Annotated in this window: 13 protein-coding genes; 1 reads left to right on the forward strand and 12 read right to left on the reverse strand. The window is 36.7% G+C overall.

All coding sequences use genetic code 11. From position 1 onward, the window contains the following. Nucleotides 1-71: 71 nt before the first annotated feature. Nucleotides 72-446, reverse strand: a complete 375-nt coding sequence (locus tag ACNFU2_RS11155; protein WP_273649558.1) for a winged helix-turn-helix transcriptional regulator — start codon at nt 444-446, stop codon at nt 72-74. A gap of 95 nt (nt 447-541) precedes the next feature. Between ACNFU2_RS11155 and ACNFU2_RS11160 the strand changes: the two genes are divergently transcribed. After that, nucleotides 542-1,426, forward strand: coding sequence for an NAD(P)H-binding protein (locus tag ACNFU2_RS11160; RefSeq protein ID WP_273649560.1), 885 nt, complete (start codon nt 542-544; stop codon nt 1,424-1,426). Between the two features lie 103 nt (nt 1,427-1,529). On the opposite strand, the gene ACNFU2_RS11165 is transcribed toward ACNFU2_RS11160, so the two are convergent. The 11 genes from ACNFU2_RS11165 to rpoB form a co-directional block, all read right to left on the reverse strand. After that, nucleotides 1,530-2,810, reverse strand: coding sequence for an ectonucleotide pyrophosphatase/phosphodiesterase (locus tag ACNFU2_RS11165; protein ID WP_418121680.1), 1,281 nt, complete (start codon nt 2,808-2,810; stop codon nt 1,530-1,532). A gap of 93 nt (nt 2,811-2,903) precedes the next feature. Continuing rightward, nucleotides 2,904-3,764, reverse strand: coding sequence for a GNAT family N-acetyltransferase (locus ACNFU2_RS11170; protein WP_418121682.1), 861 nt, complete (start codon nt 3,762-3,764; stop codon nt 2,904-2,906). Between the two features lie 113 nt (nt 3,765-3,877). Then, nucleotides 3,878-4,639, reverse strand: a complete 762-nt coding sequence (locus ACNFU2_RS11175) for a T9SS type A sorting domain-containing protein (protein WP_418121684.1) — start codon at nt 4,637-4,639, stop codon at nt 3,878-3,880. Between the two features lie 4 nt (nt 4,640-4,643). Then, nucleotides 4,644-5,171 carry an ankyrin repeat domain-containing protein gene (locus ACNFU2_RS11180; RefSeq protein WP_273649568.1) on the reverse strand — a complete coding sequence of 176 codons (528 nt, stop codon included), beginning with the start codon at nt 5,169-5,171 and terminating at the stop codon, nt 4,644-4,646. Next, nucleotides 5,168-5,713 carry a YceI family protein gene (locus tag ACNFU2_RS11185; RefSeq protein WP_172280649.1) on the reverse strand — a complete coding sequence of 182 codons (546 nt, stop codon included), beginning with the start codon at nt 5,711-5,713 and terminating at the stop codon, nt 5,168-5,170. Before ACNFU2_RS11185 ends, ACNFU2_RS11180 begins: the two co-directional genes overlap by 4 nt. Before the next feature lie 11 nt (nt 5,714-5,724). Continuing rightward, on the reverse strand, nt 5,725-6,075 hold the full coding sequence (locus ACNFU2_RS11190; protein WP_418121688.1) for a c-type cytochrome: 351 nt from the start codon (nt 6,073-6,075) through the stop codon (nt 5,725-5,727). Nucleotide 6,076: 1 nt separating this feature from the next. Further along, the gene (locus ACNFU2_RS11195) at nt 6,077-6,919 is read right to left on the reverse strand and encodes a DUF5777 family beta-barrel protein (RefSeq protein WP_418121690.1); all 843 of its coding nucleotides are present in this window, start codon (nt 6,917-6,919) and stop codon (nt 6,077-6,079) included. A gap of 130 nt (nt 6,920-7,049) precedes the next feature. Then, complete coding sequence (locus tag ACNFU2_RS11200) at nt 7,050-7,700, reverse strand: Crp/Fnr family transcriptional regulator (protein WP_172280657.1); 651 nt, start codon at nt 7,698-7,700, stop codon at nt 7,050-7,052. A 264-nt stretch (nt 7,701-7,964) separates the two neighbouring features. Continuing rightward, nucleotides 7,965-8,273, reverse strand: coding sequence for a DUF3467 domain-containing protein (locus ACNFU2_RS11205; protein ID WP_089027859.1), 309 nt, complete (start codon nt 8,271-8,273; stop codon nt 7,965-7,967). Between the two features lie 84 nt (nt 8,274-8,357). Further along, the gene (gene rpoC / locus ACNFU2_RS11210) at nt 8,358-12,623 is read right to left on the reverse strand and encodes a DNA-directed RNA polymerase subunit beta' (protein ID WP_172280659.1); all 4,266 of its coding nucleotides are present in this window, start codon (nt 12,621-12,623) and stop codon (nt 8,358-8,360) included. Nucleotides 12,624-12,733: 110 nt separating this feature from the next. Further along, entirely contained in the window at nt 12,734-16,555 is a 3,822-nt protein-coding gene (rpoB, locus tag ACNFU2_RS11215) for a DNA-directed RNA polymerase subunit beta (protein ID WP_172280662.1), read from the reverse strand. Nucleotides 16,556-17,100 lie beyond the last annotated feature (545 nt).

The following is a 17,100-nucleotide window of genomic DNA, read 5'->3' on the forward strand; positions in this document are numbered from 1 at the left end:
TCGGATATTTTTTTAATAGAAAGGCCCTTCAGATGAAGGGCTTTTTGTTATGTTGTATTTTAAAATATGTATTAAACAGGTTTCCAGTTATGCTGTCCCTTCATATCCTGAAAAGCCCAGTCTGCCATAGCATCGATTACAGGAGCAAGCTTATTCCCTGCTTCACTAAGTTCATAGGTCACATGAGGAGGCACCACAGGCTTTGCAGTTCTGATGATCAAACCATCCGCTTCCAATTGTTTTAAATGCTGGATGAGCATTTTTTCTGTGACTTCCGGGATTGCCCTTTTTAACTCACTGTAACGTTTCCCTCCTGTAGACAACTGAAATAATATAATTGGTTTCCAGAAACCTCCGATTTTTTCCATAACGTACATTACCGGGCACTGGTCCAGTATATTCTTTTTGTTTTCCTGAATTGTAGAACTTTCTTTAATTGCTGTCATGACACATACTTTAGGGTAAGTACTTGTATAAAAGTAAGTACAAATATAACTTTGTTCTCAGAAATAAAAAAATACAAACAATAAAAAATTTACATATGAAAATCATCATCACAGGTTCATTAGGAAATGTTGCCCAACCATTAGCTCAGCAACTTATTGCTGAAGGGCATGATATTACCGTTATCAGCAGCAGCGAATCTAAAAAAAATGGAATACAATCCTTAGGAGCAAAAGCAGCCATCGGATCCATTACAGATCTGGACTTTTTAATTAAAACATTTGAAGGTGCAGATGCCGTATTTGTAATGACCCCGCCTAATTTGGGAGCTACTCAAATCGTTGAAGATACAATCAGTGTTGGAAAAAACTATACAGAAGCCATCAAAAAAACAAATGTGAAACACGTTGTTATGCTAAGCAGTGTAGGTGCAGCTTCTCCGATAGAAAATGGTCCGATTAAAGGTCTCCATCAGATTGAAAATCTTTATAACGGATTAGAAAACACATCGGTAACATTCGTTCGTGCTGGTTATTTTTATAATAACTTCTTTAATGATATTCCATTGATACAAAACGCAGGAATTATAGGAGGAAATTATCCTGAAAATACAAATATTCCTGTAGTTCACCCGGTTGATATTGCAAAAATAGCTGCTGAAGAACTGGTTAAAAATACCGATGGTAAAAAAATAAGATATGCCGTAAGTGATATCCGTCCAGGTTCTGACTTTGCCTCTGTTTTAGGCTCAGCCATAGGAAAGCCTGAATTGCCGTGGGTAGAATTTACAGATGAAGAGTATTTGAACGGAGCGCTACAAGGAGGCCTTCCTCAGGAAATGGCAGAATTATATACTGAAATGGGAAGAGGAATACGAACAGGAGTTGTCCAAAAAGATTTTGTTGAACACGGCTCGCCTGTCACGGGAGGAACTAAATTAGAAGAGTTTGCTAAAGAGTTTGCAACTCAATTTAATTTTTAAAATTAACTTTTCAGAAAATGATGCGGAAGAATCACAATCTGAATCATAGAAAAAGTTTCGGCGCACCAAAGGTGCGCCGAAACTTTTTATTAAGAAGTAAACTCTAATTATCTTTTAAAGTTCCTTTCAGAACTTTTAGTTTTCCGTCAATTGGCTGATCATTTTTTAAACCCAAGATTTCTGCTACTAAAGGATAAACATGAACATTTGCAAATTCATCAATCACCACATTACTTTTAAATTGCGGCCCCCAGGCTAAAAATGTTGCTTTCATTTCTGGTACAAGCCTTGGATTATATCCATGCTTTCCAACGGAAGTCGTTTTTCCTTTTTCCAAAAATATCTTGGGTGCTTTTGGTATCAAAAGAATCTGTCCGATTCTATGGTATTGATCATCTCTGGTTCCAAAATGCAGGTATTTTGGAAGCCTTTTATCTAAATACACGTCATAGTCGTCTGTCTTACCGGCTTTGAGTTCATTGTAAACAGTTTTAGTTTCTTCAGGATTCTTTACCACAACCCTCAATAACGTCTGGGAATTATAGAAATCAAACCTACTTTTATCGAACAGCATTTTAGGAATTTCCAAAGGGGTTCCCCTATCTACTTTGATCATTCCATGGTCTGAAACAAAAATGAAATTCACATTTTTCAGTCCTAAGTTATTTACTTTCTGAACAAGCTCTCCGATGGCTTTATCTATAAAATGCACGGCACCTTCAGTTTCTTTTGAATCCGGTCCGAAATGATGGCCGCTCCCGTCTACTTCAGGGAAATACAATGTAATAAAATGAGGTCTTTTATCCATGGGTAATTTCAGCCAGTTCACCACCTTATCTACTTTTTCAGAAGGAGTAAATTGGTCGTGATAAGCATAATAATAAGTAGGTCTTTCTCCACCGGCATCACTTGCTGAGCCTACCCACATCATTGTCGCAGAAATCATTCCCTGTTTTTCTGCCAGCCCCCAAAGAGGAAGCCCTCCATACCAGCTCCCGTCTTCAGCATTTTTCTTGTCACTCATTGCATAAAATTCCTTTCTCTTGTAATCATAGAAGAAGTTATCAATCAATCCATGATGGGCAGGATATAATCCTGTGATCAGGCTCCAATGGTTAGGAAATGTGATACTCGGATAACTTGGAATCATTGCTTTTGCCTGAACCCCGTTATTGGATAAGTTTAAAAGATTTTCAGCATGATATTTTTTAGCATAATCATATCGGAAACCATCTGTAGAAATCATGATCACATATGGTTTGGTTTGAGCATCAACGCTGTTGTATCGGTTTGGAGTTATGATCTGCGTGGTATCAACAGGAGCTTTCTGAGCCCACCCTATCATAGAAATAAACAGAAGTAAAATTTGTATTCCGCGCTTCATTATAAAAATTTTCCGCAAAGTTACACCCTATCTTCTTCCCGGGAAAGTTTAATGGATTAAAACTATATTAAAGAAATTGAAAACTCACGAAAATTATACACAATAATTAAAAAGTTGACTATTCTCCATCTCAAACTGCGACACCCAATTTTCAAGCCCCACCGCATTAAGAAATTTAGTAGTAGATTCAGAAGAATCATCAACATTATTTATACTTATTATCTTTCCTTCACTCTTCTCAGCAATGCCCCTTAAAAGATCCGTTCCAATTCTATTTCTCCTATACTCTTTACTTACTGCTATCTGATATACTTTTCCGGTTACAGGATTAAAAATAGAGTACCCTATTAACTCATCTTTTTTATATGCACCGAGAATTATCAAGTCTTCACGCATTTTTTCAAGTACCATGACGGAACTTTGCCAGGAAGGTTGAATATCCCAGAAAGACTTAAATACTTCCCATTGAAAACTGTTCAACTGCTGTATAGTAATATCAGGTCCTATCTCTGCAGGCTTTATATTTCCTTTATAACAATCTAATCTTCGGGTAATCTTGAATCCCAGATGAGTATAGGCACGGATAGCAGGCTCATTTCCATTAATGACTTCAAGCATTATCAGATCTGTTTTTCTTTCCTGAAGTACAGGAAGAATATAATCATACATTTGTTTCACCAATCCTTTTCCGCGAAAATCAGGTACAACTCCGGTTCCGGCATTGTATATCATCCGCTTTCCATCTTCTGTTTTTTCGGCATGCAGAATAAAAGCTACGATCTGCCCTTCATTAAAGGTACCTACTGAAAGAGTCATGTCTATTTTCTCCACATGAATCTTTGAAGAGAGCTGCTCTTGTGTTAAGTGGAAAGGAACAAGGTAATCAGAAAAAGAAAGATTAAATACATCTAAAAGGTCCGTAAAAGTAAGGTCTGCTAAATTTCTGAATTCCATTGATTTTATTTTATGGGTACTAAAATTATTGAAATAATCTGAATTCGAAGCAGGCTTTCTATATAGTAAAAATACCTCTAGAAATAGAGGTATTTTTAAGCTTTAATTTTTTCTTATTCCTTGATCAGTTTTTCAAAAGATAAAGTCCCGTCTTTCAATGTAATTTCAAAATAATAGTTTCCGGATTTTAAATCAGAAACACTGATATTCTCACCGTTTAATTTTACAGATCTTACTTTTCTTCCCGTTGCTTCATAAATATCGACCGATTTTATTTTATCAGCATTTTTGAAGTTTACAGTTTCTTTTGCAGGATTAGGATAAAGAACCACCTTATTATTTTGAGCAATAACCTCACCGGTTGATAAGGCTCCAGCCATGTTTAATGTTGCATAACCTCTGTTTGTACCACCGTGGTAACTCAAGTTCAACGTGTTATTTCCTTTTGCGTAAAAAATGTTAATCGAACCCGCAGCATTTGAAATAGCAAAATCTTCCGCTCCTCCTGTTAGAGATCTGGTAGCAACAACAGTTCTTACACCACCACTTGTCGTATTGGATGTCATTGTCCAATTCTGTGTAGCATCCGGAGAAATAGAGCCAATTCCACCAAAGGTATAATCTAAATTTGTGTTCGCTGTAGAATTTGCATTATAAACAAACCCGTCAGCCCCATTAGCCATACCAACGTTTCCAAAACCTATTCCCAAAAAAGTTGTATCCGGTCCCTTTAGGGTTATTGTAACCAAACTTGGTGAAGTATCTAATTTTACACTCATTCCGGTTGATCCCAGGTTTACAGTACCTGATGAGAAAAACTGTGCCGAGACCATACTCGCCATTATAAGGCCTAATGTTAGTAAAACTTTTTTCATATTCTTAATTTTTTAAAAGGTTAATGATGTCTTTATTGTTTGTTTGTAAGGCATATTCAAATGGTGTCATCCCCATTGAATCTTTGATTTGTTTATCAGCTTTATGCTTTAATAATAATTCTATTAGTTCTTTATTTCCGAATTTTACGGCCCAGAAAAGAGGCGTTGATCCGGTTGAATCCTGGATATTAGGATCTGCATTTTTCTTTAATAAAAGCGCTACCAATTCCTTATTATATTTAACAGAAAGACCCGCAAGGGCCGTTCCTTCCCGGCTCTTATAATTAACATCTTTTACATTTTCAATGAGGAATTTAGCTACTTCAAGATTACCTCTGTAACAAGCTAAAATAAGAGGAGAAAAACCGCTTTCATTTGTCTTATTAATAACATCCGGGTCTTGCTTCATCAGCTCTTTAACCTCAGCAACAGTTCCGCTTCTGGCAATATCAAAAATTGATTTTGCTTTTTCCTGGGCAGATGTCAATGAAAAGCTCAGGAACATACTTACAATCAGAATTAAGTTTTTCATTGTTTTACCAGGATATAATTGTATTCAACATTAATATTCTCAGCAATCTTTTTGGTCACCATCTTTGGAATGGTCACATTAAAATCAGCGGGTCTTGCTACAAATGTCCCCTGCATATATATTTTCCCGTCCTTGGAAGAAATACTTGCTGTGGAAGTAACAGGTTTATTAACTCCATGAAAGTTTAATGTTCCCTGTACTGTATATTTCTGTGGGGTTGCAGAAAGTTTGCTTTTATCAAAATTTGCAATTTTTCCGGTAAAGGTTGTCTTTGGATATTTGGCTGTTTCGGCATAGCTTTCATTAAAGTGTTCTTCCATAAGCTTTACTTTGAAATGAAAGTTCTTTACAACCGAAATGGATGCTATATCCCCGGTGTCTGCATTGATTACTGCTACATTATTATCATCCTGGGCATATACATCTTCAAATAACGGTACCGATGCTTCAAAGGTTACCTTACCCGTTTTAGAGCTGTATTTCTGAGCCAGAACAAGGTTGCCGGATAGCAAGGCAATTATTAATACTACTAATTTTTTCATTTTTTTTAATTTTAATTTTCGACAAGCCCATCAGCTTTCCATTTGATAAATAAATTAATCTGAGTCGCGGAAAGTGATCCGCCCTGTGGCATCTTCCCGGGATCTCCGTTAGGTCTCTGTATTCGGTCTATTATTTTATCAATATTATTCTTCACCTGATTATAATTGGTTAGAGGCTGAAAAGAGCCCGGCCCGTTTGCAGAATGACAACTAATACAGTTGGCATCGATAATCGGTTTTATATCGGCTGTAAACTTTACATGTTGTGTAATAGGCGTATGGTCTGAAATCTCATCATAGGTTCTGCTTTCACACGAGATCAGTAAAACGGCCGAGGATACGATGTATAATAATATCTTCATCTTAAAAAACTCTGTAAAGATTAAACCCAAAATAAATATGCCCTTTGCCCCAATTTCCCACAGCATTGGAAAGGTAGCCTATATCAGAATTAAGTTGCGAATTACTGAATAAAAGCTGAAATACATGACCTCCGGTCTCTATATCCATCCCTACCGATAAAGGATTTTTATAAAAACTATGGTTATCAAAATTCACGAAATATTCAGCATTTACAGAGATTCTTTTAGAGATCTTATAACGTCCCCCAAGCCCCGTTAAGAATTGATTTTTATCTTCAATATTCTGGTCATAAAGATTTTTATGGATATAAGAAGGAGTAAGCTGAAGAGACAAACGGTCATCAAATCTTCTCGAAATCAACGCCTGAGTAAGATAAGAAAGCCTGTCGCTAAAACGAAGATTTGGATAATTATCCTTATCCAAATCCGTATTCAAAGCCAAAACATTATATCCTACGACATCGACCGGAAAGTTTTCATTTTGCTTGAGAAGCTTATATTTCGCCCCAACCTCAAATGTTTTTTGGTTCGTTTCTCTTGAAAGGTTTAAAGATAACCAATCAGTTACACCATAGATTGCTCCCAATTTTGTAGAAGCATCATCTAGGCCAAAGAAGTTTTTAAACCCGGTACTGATGTCACCGAAACGGTGCGCGACTACAATATACCATTCGTTTTTAGCAGCAAGTTTTGTGGACTGTCCTGTGACAATCTGGAGCGCCTTAAAGGCGGGTTGAGAATTTTCAGTATTTGTTTTAATGGTGTCAATGTCCTTCAACAAATCTTCCTGTGAATAGGCAAGAGTTGAAGCTAACACTGACAAAAATAGGAGAGTTTTTGTCATACAATTCTTAATAAAATATTAGTATGGCAAACTTATAGAGTTACGATTTTAAAAGTAGGTGATAAAAGTCACCTAACAAATTGTATTTATCAATTACTTTATTAAAAATAACTATTAAAAACAATTATTATTAGAATTGGCTAACATTTTCATTAACGGCAACACGTATCCCATCTTTTCCCTGCAGTATTTCTCCTTCGTTTTCAATTTTCTTAAGAACCCTGCTCACCACTTCTCTGGATGTTCCAAGATTGTTGGCAATTTCCTTATGCGTTAATTTGATAGGATGACTTCCCGTTATTGCAATTTGTTGTTTGATATAATTTAACACCCTCTTATCCAACCGATGGAAAACAGCCTCATTCACCATATTCATTACGTCAATAAACCGTTTGTCATACTCCTGATAAAAAACCCTGTTAATTGCCGGAAAACGAATTAGCCATTCGTGCATTATGGCAACAGGAATCAGCAATACCTCTGAATCTTCTTCCGTAATAGCATAAATCTTACTGATATAGTTACTGAAAATAGATGAAAAAGTCATTACACAGCTTTCATTACGTCTTACGTAGTAGTAGATCAGTTCACGGCCATCGTTAAGGCAATATACTTTTACAGAACCTGAAATCATGAAAGGAATAAATTTGATTTTCTCCCCCTCACTGATCAGTTCAGTTTTTGCTTTGATCTTATCTGTGATGCCATGTTGATGAACTTCATTTATAAAATCATTGCCTAAAAACCCGAATTTATTATTAATAAATTGATGATCTATCATATTTTATATCAAATTATATAAGAAAGCAAATATATAAAATGAATTCCTTAATAAATGTTAATTTTTTATCATTTGTATTTAAATTGTGAATAATTTACTTTATTTAAAGTCGTGATAAATAAAAATTCCTTTATTGATTTAATTTAAATGAATTGGCTATTTATTTCTGAGAATCATAATCATGCGAATATTTTCACTTAAAATAAGGCATAAAAAAATGCCTCAATACATTGAGGCATCTTGTTGTTTTATGTAAGAAAAATCTTATGCTTGTACATTGTTACCACCTAATACGAAAGGCTCAACTTCTTTGATTTCTCCGAATTGCTGCTCATAGTTAGCAATGTTCTGTTGAAGAGCAGATAATACTCTTTTAGCGTGAAGTGGAGCAAGAATGATTCTTGATCTTACTTTAGCTTGCTGAACACCTGGCATTAACTGGATGAAATCCACTACAAATTCAGATGGAGAGTGGTTTACTAATGCTAAGTTAGCATAGATTCCAGCCGCTACCATTTCATTTAGTTCGATGTTGATGTTTCCGTCCTGTGGATTTTGATTTTGATTGTCCATGTTTTCTTTAAATATTTTTGTTTAAAAAGTTTCAGGCCTCTAATTTAGAATTTAAACTTGAATCCTGAAACTTTTATATACATTTTAGTTAATATCTTCGAATTCTTTTTTAGAACCTACGATAACATTCTGATACTCTTTAAGACCAGTACCTGCAGGAATTCTGTGTCCTACAATTACATTCTCTTTAAGACCGCTTAGGAAATCAATTTTCCCAGCAACTGCTGCTTCGTTAAGAACCTTAGTGGTTTCCTGGAACGATGCTGCAGACATGAATGACTTAGTTTGTAGAGCCGCTCTTGTGATCCCTTGCAATACTGGCGTAGCCGTAGCAGGAAGTGCTTCTCTCACTTCAACAAGATTTTGATCTTCACGCTTCAATTTAGAGTTTTCATCTCTCAATTCTCTCGCTGTAATCATCTGACCTGGTCTGAATTCTTTAGAATCACCAGCATCAACAACTACTTTAAGACCAAATACTCTGTTGTTTTCCTCTAAGAAATCGTATTTATGCTCCAAAGCTCCTTCAAGGAATTGAGTATCACCTCCATCAACAATAGATACTTTTGTCATCATCTGTCTAACGATAATTTCAAAGTGTTTATCATCGATTTTCACCCCTTGCAGACGGTAAACTTCCTGAATTTCATTTACAAGATATTCCTGAACCGCTGTTGGACCTTTAATTCTTAAGATATCGTCCGGAGTGATTGATCCGTCAGAAAGTGGTGAACCAGCTCTTACGAAGTCATTCTCCTGAACAAGGATCTGATTGGAAAGTTTTACTAAATAAATCTTTCTTTCTCCAGTCTTAGCCTCTACAATAAGTTCACGGTTACCTCTCTTGATTTTTCCGTAAGAAACTACTCCATCGATTTCTGTAACAACCGCTGGGTTTGAAGGGTTTCTTGCTTCGAATAATTCGGTTACCCTTGGAAGACCTCCGGTGATATCCCCTGCTTTTGCAGATTTTCTTGGGATCTTGATCAAGACTTTACCAGCCTTAATTTTCTCACCATCATTAACCATTAAGTGGGCTCCTACCGGTAAGTTATAAGCTCTTTGCTCAACACCTTTAGAATCTACCACCTTCAAGGTAGGTACGGCTTTCTTATTTCTGGATTCAGAGATTACTTTCTCTTCGAATCCTGTTTGTTCGTCAATTTCAAGTTGGAATGAAATACCCTGGATAATATCTTCATATTCTACTTTACCGGATGTTTCCGCAATGATAACCGCGTTATACGGATCCCATTTACAGATCACATCACCTTTCTTCACTTTATCACCAGGTTTTACAGCCAATACTGAACCGTAAGGTACGTTAGCAACCATTAAAGGAGTTCTGGATTCGTTGTCAGCAACCAATCTGAATTCCGTAGAACGAGATACTACAACTTCAGCTGTATTTCCGTTTTCATCTTCAGAAGTAATTGTTCTTACTTCATCCATTTCAACGATACCATCTCTTCTTGCTACGATTGATGGGTTTTCTGATACGTTACCCGCAGTACCCCCTTGGTGGAAGGTTCTCAATGTTAACTGAGTTCCCGGTTCCCCAATAGATTGTGCTGCAATTACACCTACCGCTTCACCCATGTGGATTATTTTACCTGTAGCAAGATTTCTACCATAACATTTAGCACAGATACCTTTCTTCGCTTCACAAGTTAATGGTGAACGAACTTCAACCGCTTCCAGTCCTGCATCTTCAATTCTTCTCGCTAACTGCTCGTTGATTACCTGATCTGCTTCAGCAATTAATTCATCTGTTTCAGGATCATAGATGTTATGAAGAGAAACTCTACCTAAAATTCTTTCAGAGATTTTCTCAACGATCTCATCATTTTTCTTAAGAGCAGTAACTTCAGTACCTCTTAAAGTACCACAATCTACTTCTGTAACGATAACATCCTGAGCTACGTCTACCAATCTTCTTGTTAAGTAACCGGCATCGGCCGTTTTAAGAGCCGTATCTGCAAGACCTTTACGTGCACCGTGGGTAGAGATAAAGTACTCAAGGATCGAAAGACCTTCTTTAAAGTTTGCAAGGATCGGGTTTTCGATGATTTCCGCACCGGTAGAACCTGCTTTTTGCGGTTTTGCCATCAAACCTCTCATCCCTGATAACTGACGGATCTGTTCTTTAGAACCCCTCGCACCAGAATCAAGCATCATGTATACAGAGTTGAAACCACCTTGGTCGGTTTTCATTCTGCTCATGATCATTTCAGTTAATCCTGCGTTGGTATTCGTCCAAACGTCAATTACCTGATTATAACGTTCTGTATCTGTGATAAGACCCATGTTATAGTTGGCTCTAATCTCATCTACAGTTCCGATTGCCTGCGCAACCATCTGCTTCTTCTCAGCAGGAACCACAATATCCCCAAGTGAGAACGAAAGACCTCCTTTAAATGCGTTAGAATAACCTAAGTCTTTCATTGCATCAAGGAATTTAACCGTTGTAGGGAAGTCTGTATCGGCAAGAATTTTACCAATAACATTTCTCAATGACTTTTTAGTTAAAAGTTCATTGATATAACCAACCTGTTTAGGTACGATCTGGTTGAATAAAATTCTACCAACAGATGTTTCAATTAATCTTGTAACCAATTCTCCATTTTCTTTAACTGGTAATCTACATCTTACCTTAGCATTTAAAGAAACTTTTCCTTCTGCATAAGCAATTTCTGCTTCCTCCGGAGAATAGAATGCTAAACCTTCACCTTTCACTTTCATATCTTCAGTAGAGCTCAATTCTTTAGTCATGAAATAAAGACCAAGAACCATGTCCTGAGAAGGTACCGTGATTGGAGAACCGTTAGCCGGGTTCAAAATATTCTGAGAACCTAACATTAATAACTGAGCTTCAAGGATTGCTTCAGGGCCTAACGGTAAATGTACCGCCATCTGGTCACCATCGAAATCGGCATTGAAGGCCGTTGTTACTAACGGGTGTAGCTGGATTGCCTTACCTTCGATCATCTTAGGTTGGAAAGCCTGGATACCCAGTCTGTGAAGCGTAGGTGCTCTGTTCAGTAGAACAGGGTGACCTTTCATCACATTTTCAAGGATATCATAAACTACAGGTTCTTTTCTATCAATAATTCTTTTTGCAGATTTTACTGTTTTTACAATCCCTCTTTCAATTAGTTTTCTAATGATAAACGGTTTGTAAAGTTCCGCAGCCATATCTTTAGGAATACCACACTCGTGAAGTTGTAAGTTTGGACCTACAACAATTACGGAACGTGCAGAGTAATCTACCCTTTTTCCTAATAAGTTCTGACGGAAACGACCTTGCTTACCTTTCAATGAATCAGAAAGTGATTTTAATGGTCTGTTTGATTCAGATTTTACCGCAGAAGATTTTCTTGTATTATCGAATAATGAATCTACTGATTCCTGAAGCATACGCTTCTCGTTTCTTAAGATTACTTCCGGAGCTTTGATCTCTAAAAGTCTCTTTAAACGGTTATTTCTGATAATAACTCTTCTATAAAGGTCATTCAAATCGGAAGTAGCGAAACGTCCACCATCCAATGGAACCAAAGGTCTTAACTCTGGTGGGATTACCGGAAGTACACGCATGATCATCCACTCAGGTCTGTTGATCATTCTTGTATTAGCACCTCTCAATGCTTCTACAACATTTAATCTTTTCAGAGCCTCAGTTCTTCTTTGCTTAGAACCTTCATTGTGAGCTTTGTGTCTCAGATCGAAAGATAATGCATCAAGATCGATTCTTTTTAATAATTCCTCAACAGCTTCAGCACCCATTTTGGCGATGAATTTGTTAGGATCGGAATCATCAAGATATTGGTTCTCAACAGGAAGGGTATCCATGATATCAAGGTATTCCTCTTCTGTTAAGAATTCCATTTTATCAAAGTCAGAACCGTCCAATTTTTTAGCAATACCCTGCTGGATTACAACATATCTTTCATAATAGATAATCATATCCAATTTCTTGGAAGGAATACCTAAAAGGTAACCGATTTTGTTTGGTAAAGAACGGAAATACCAGATGTGAGCGATAGGAACTACAAGATTAATGTGTCCAATTCTCTCTCTTCTTACTTTCTTCTCCGTAACTTCAACCCCACAACGGTCACAAACGATCCCTTTGTAACGAATTCTCTTGTATTTACCACAAGCACATTCGTAATCTTTAATAGGACCGAAGATTTTTTCACAGAACAAACCATCTCTTTCAGGCTTATGCGTTCTGTAGTTAATAGTTTCCGGTTTTAGAACCTCCCCTCTTGAATCCTGAAGAATGGATTCGGGAGAAGCTAAACCGATGGTTATTTTATTAAATCTACTTGATTTATTTTTATTTGACATAATTTTTATTTTGATTAAAAGATTAAAAGATTGAAAGATTTAAAATTACTTTCTCTCTTATCATCTCGGAGTTTATTAATTCTTTAATTTTTAGTAATTAAATCTTTAATTTACTCCTCCAATCTTACGTCTAATCCAAGACCTTGTAACTCGTGAAGCAATACATTGAATGATTCCGGAATACCTGGTTCAGGCATAGACTCACCTTTTGCAATAGCTTCATAAGTTTTTGCTCTACCAATCACGTCATCCGACTTCACAGTAAGGATCTCTCTAAGGATATTGGATGCTCCGAATGCTTCAAGAGCCCAAACCTCCATCTCTCCGAATCTCTGACCTCCGAACTGAGCTTTACCTCCTAACGGCTGCTGAGTAATCAATGAGTAAGGACCAATAGAACGAGCGTGCATTTTATCATCTACCATGTGTCCTAGTTTCAACATATAGATAACCCCAACAGTAGCAGGCTGAGTAAATCTTTCTCCGGTACCTCCGTCATAAAGGTGAGTGTTACCGAATTTAGGAAGACCTGCTTTTTCTGTGTACTCAGTAATCTGCTCAAGACTTGCTCCATCGAAGATTGGTGTAGCGAACGTCATTCCTAATTTCTGACCAGCCCATCCAAGAACTGTTTCATAAATCTGTCCGATGTTCATACGGGAAGGTACCCCAAGTGGATTCAATACGATATCTACCGGTGTTCCGTCTTCAAGGAATGGCATATCTTCTTCACGAACAATTCTGGATACAATCCCTTTATTACCGTGACGTCCTGCCATTTTATCTCCTACATTCAGTTTACGTTTTTTAGCAATATAAACTTTAGCTAACTTCATGATACCTGCAGGAAGCTCATCCCCGATAGAAATTGCAAATTTCTCACGGTTTTTAACCCCTTGGATATCATTGAACTTGATTTTATAATTATGAATCAATTGCTTGATCAATTCATTTTTATCGTTATCAACAGTCCAATCTGCTCCGCTAACGTTTACATAGTCTTCAACTGAAGTCAATAATTTATGAGTAAACTTCACTCCTTTTCCGATAATTTCTTCGTCAAGGTCATTATGAACCCCTTGAGAAGTTTTACCGCTTACAAGAGTATTTAATTTTTCAATTAAAGTATTTCTCAATTCATCAAACTTAGCCTTGTAAGTGTTTTCAATTTCTTCAAGTTTAAGTTTTTCTTCAGTTCTCTTCTTTTTATCTTTAATATTTCTTGAGAACAATTTTTTATTGATCACAACACCTCTTAATGAAGAATCTGCTTTTAATGAAGCATCTTTTACATCACCAGCTTTGTCACCAAAAATCGCTCTAAGAAGTTTTTCTTCAGGAGTTGGGTCAGATTCACCTTTAGGTGTGATTTTACCAATCATAATATCACCAGGCTTCACTTCAGCACCAATTCTGATCATACCGTTTTCATCAAGATCCTTAGTCGCTTCTTCTGAAACGTTTGGAATATCTGCTGTTAATTCTTCCATACCTAATTTGGTATCACGAACTTCAAGAGAGTATTCGTCTACGTGGATTGATGTAAACCAGTCTTCACGAACAACTTTTTCATTGATTACGATCGCATCCTCGAAGTTATATCCTTTCCAAGGCATGAACGCAACCACCAAGTTTCTACCAAGAGCTAATTCTCCGTTTTCAGTAGCATAACCATCACAAAGTACCTGTCCTTTTTCTACTGTTTCACCTACTCTTACGTTTGGTCTCAGAGTAATCGTTGTACTTTGGTTGGTTTTTCTAAACTTAGTTAAGTTATATGTTTTAGTAGCTGATTCGAATGATACTAAATCTTCGTCATCGCTTCTTTCATATTTAATAGTGATCTTATCTGCATCCACATACTCTACAGTACCTGTACCTTCAGCGTTGATCAAAATCCTTGAGTCTCTTGCAACTTGTTGCTCAAGCCCTGTACCCACGATCGGAGCCTGCGGCTTCAATAGAGGAACGGCCTGACGCATCATGTTAGATCCCATCAATGCACGGTTCGCATCATCATGCTCCAAGAATGGAATTAATGAAGCTGAAATACCAGAGATCTGGTTTGGTGCTACGTCAATAAGATTAACCTGGGAAGGTTCAACTACCGGGTAATCTCCATCCAGTCTTGCAATAATCCTGTCTGTAACGAATTCACCGTTGTCATTCAATTCAACGTTTGCCTGAGCAATTACTTTATCTTCTTCATCTTCTGCATTAAGATAGATAGGAGCTGCATTAAGATCAATCTTACTGTCTTCTACTTTTCTATATGGAGTTTCGATGAAACCTAAATTGTTAATCTTTGCATAGATTCCCAAAGAAGAGATCAAACCAATGTTTGGTCCTTCCGGAGTTTCAATCGGACAAATTCTTCCATAGTGAGTATGGTGAACGTCACGAACCTCGAAACCTGCTCTTTCTCTTGATAAACCACCAGGCCCTAGTGCAGATAATCTTCTCTTGTGAGTAATCTCTGACAATGGGTTAGTCTGGTCCATGAACTGAGAAAGCTGGTTGGTACCAAAGAATGAATTAATTACAGAGGTTAAAGTCTTAGCATTAACAAGATCAAGCGGTGTAAAGATTTCGTTATCTCTAACGTTCATTCTTTCCTTGATTGTTCTTGCAATTCTTGAAAGACCAACACCGAACTGACCTGCTAATTGCTCACCAACAGTTTTAATTCTTCTGTTTGATAAGTGGTCGATATCATCAACTTCTGCTTTAGAATTTACCAATTCGATCAAATGTCTTACAATCGCAATGATATCTTCTTTAGTAAGAACTTCAGTTGTAGTAGGAATATTAAGACCTAACTTTTTGTTCAATCTGTAACGTCCTACTTCTCCTAATGAGTATCTCTGCTCAGAGAAGAATAATTTTTCAATAATTCCTCTAGCGGTCTCCTCATCTGGCGGATCTGCATTTCTTAACTGACGATAGATGTATTCTACCGCTTCTTTTTCAGAGTTGGTAGGGTCTTTTTGTAATGTATTCTGGATGATAGAGAATTCATTGCTGTTTTCTTTGTGAATCAAAATAGATTTCACACCAGCATCAAGAATAAGATCTAAATGTTCTTTTTCAAGAATAGTCTCTCTGTCCAGGATGATTTCGTTTCTCTCAATAGAAACAACTTCACCCGTATCCTCATCTACGAAATCTTCGAACCATGTGTTCAATACTCTCGCAGCTAATGTTCTTCCTTCTACTTTTTTAAGAGCGGCTTTAGATACTTTCACTTCTTCCGCAAGGTCGAAAATCTGAAGAATATCCTTATCAGATTCAAATCCGATAGCTCTAAGTAGGGTAGTTAATGGTAATTTTTTCTTACGGTCGATATACGCGTACATTACGCTATTGATATCCGTAGTAAATTCCATCCAAGATCCTTTAAAAGGAATAATTCTTGAATAATACAGTTTGGTTCCGTTTGCGTGGTAAGTCTGCCCAAAGAATACACCAGGAGAACGGTGTAACTGGGTAACAATAACTCTCTCAGCACCATTGATGATGAAAGAACCACTAGGCGTCATATAAGGAACCGGCCCTAAATATACATCCTGAACTACTGTTTGGAAATCCTCATGCTCAGGATCTGTACAATACAACTTAAGTCTTGCTTTAAGAGGAACTGAATACGTTAAACCTCTTTCCACACACTCGTCGATTGAATAACGTGGAGAATCTACCAGATAATCTAAGAATTCCAATACGAATTGGTTTCTTGAATCTGTAATTGGGAAATTTTCCTGGAAAGTCTTGTGAAGACCTTCTTTTTTCCTGTCTTCAGGAAGGGTATCAAGCTGGAAAAACTCCTTAAAAGACTCTAATTGGATATCCAAGAAGTCTGGAGTGATAATTTTTCCTTTTGCTGATGAGAAATTAATTCTCTGATTCCCCCTAATTGATGCTGCTGTTTTACTCATAAAACTTTTAAGAAGGGTTAAAAAATATTTTGATTTATAAAAAAATATCAGAAGAAGACAAAAAGAGAGAAGAGGTAAGAGCAAGAATAAGTGTGAAAATTTTGGCGCAATTATCGGTCTTTATTCTTTGTTCTTTATTCTAAAAGTCTTTAATCCAACTTCTAACTGCAACACTGGTATATCTTTTCACAGCGTAATGCAAAATATTTTTAATACTTTTGAGGCAGAAACGCCGCAATATCTATAAACATAAAATCCCTTTCATTACCATGAAAGAGTTGATTTACAATATTTTATAGATTTACAAACAATTATTAGCGCCAAAAGAGGAGCAAAGATACAAAAAGTTATCCACATTCACAACATTTATTCTCTAATATATTAACACAAACTATATTACAGATGTCCTCAATGTAAATAAGCCGTAACAATTAGTACTCAAGTCTGCCCAATATCGCCTACAATAATCAGTTGATCAATCTATCTACTTAATGATTCTAATCCATAAAAAAACCCGGACCGAGGTCCAGGTTTATATTTGTAAG

It is taken from the genome of Chryseobacterium sp. PTM-20240506 (genome assembly GCF_048296755.1).
Taxonomy (GTDB): domain Bacteria; phylum Bacteroidota; class Bacteroidia; order Flavobacteriales; family Weeksellaceae; genus Chryseobacterium; species Chryseobacterium proteolyticum.

Excerpts from the sequence above, each read along its gene's own strand:
- ACNFU2_RS11155 (WP_273649558.1), bottom strand. The coding sequence starts at position 446 with ATGACAGCAATTAAAGAAAGTTCTACAATTCAGGAAAACAAAAAGAAT.
- ACNFU2_RS11160 (WP_273649560.1), top strand. The coding sequence starts at position 542 with ATGAAAATCATCATCACAGGTTCATTAGGAAATGTTGCCCAACCATTA.
- ACNFU2_RS11165 (WP_418121680.1), bottom strand. The coding sequence starts at position 2,810 with ATGAAGCGCGGAATACAAATTTTACTTCTGTTTATTTCTATGATAGGG.
- ACNFU2_RS11170 (WP_418121682.1), bottom strand. The coding sequence starts at position 3,764 with ATGGAATTCAGAAATTTAGCAGACCTTACTTTTACGGACCTTTTAGAT.
- ACNFU2_RS11175 (WP_418121684.1), bottom strand. The coding sequence starts at position 4,639 with ATGAAAAAAGTTTTACTAACATTAGGCCTTATAATGGCGAGTATGGTC.
- ACNFU2_RS11180 (WP_273649568.1), bottom strand. The coding sequence starts at position 5,171 with ATGAAAAACTTAATTCTGATTGTAAGTATGTTCCTGAGCTTTTCATTG.
- ACNFU2_RS11185 (WP_172280649.1), bottom strand. The coding sequence starts at position 5,713 with ATGAAAAAATTAGTAGTATTAATAATTGCCTTGCTATCCGGCAACCTT.
- ACNFU2_RS11190 (WP_418121688.1), bottom strand. The coding sequence starts at position 6,075 with ATGAAGATATTATTATACATCGTATCCTCGGCCGTTTTACTGATCTCG.
- ACNFU2_RS11195 (WP_418121690.1), bottom strand. The coding sequence starts at position 6,919 with ATGACAAAAACTCTCCTATTTTTGTCAGTGTTAGCTTCAACTCTTGCC.
- ACNFU2_RS11200 (WP_172280657.1), bottom strand. The coding sequence starts at position 7,700 with ATGATAGATCATCAATTTATTAATAATAAATTCGGGTTTTTAGGCAAT.
- ACNFU2_RS11205 (WP_089027859.1), bottom strand. The coding sequence starts at position 8,273 with ATGGACAATCAAAATCAAAATCCACAGGACGGAAACATCAACATCGAA.
- rpoC (WP_172280659.1), bottom strand. The coding sequence starts at position 12,623 with ATGTCAAATAAAAATAAATCAAGTAGATTTAATAAAATAACCATCGGT.
- rpoB (WP_172280662.1), bottom strand. The coding sequence starts at position 16,555 with ATGAGTAAAACAGCAGCATCAATTAGGGGGAATCAGAGAATTAATTTC.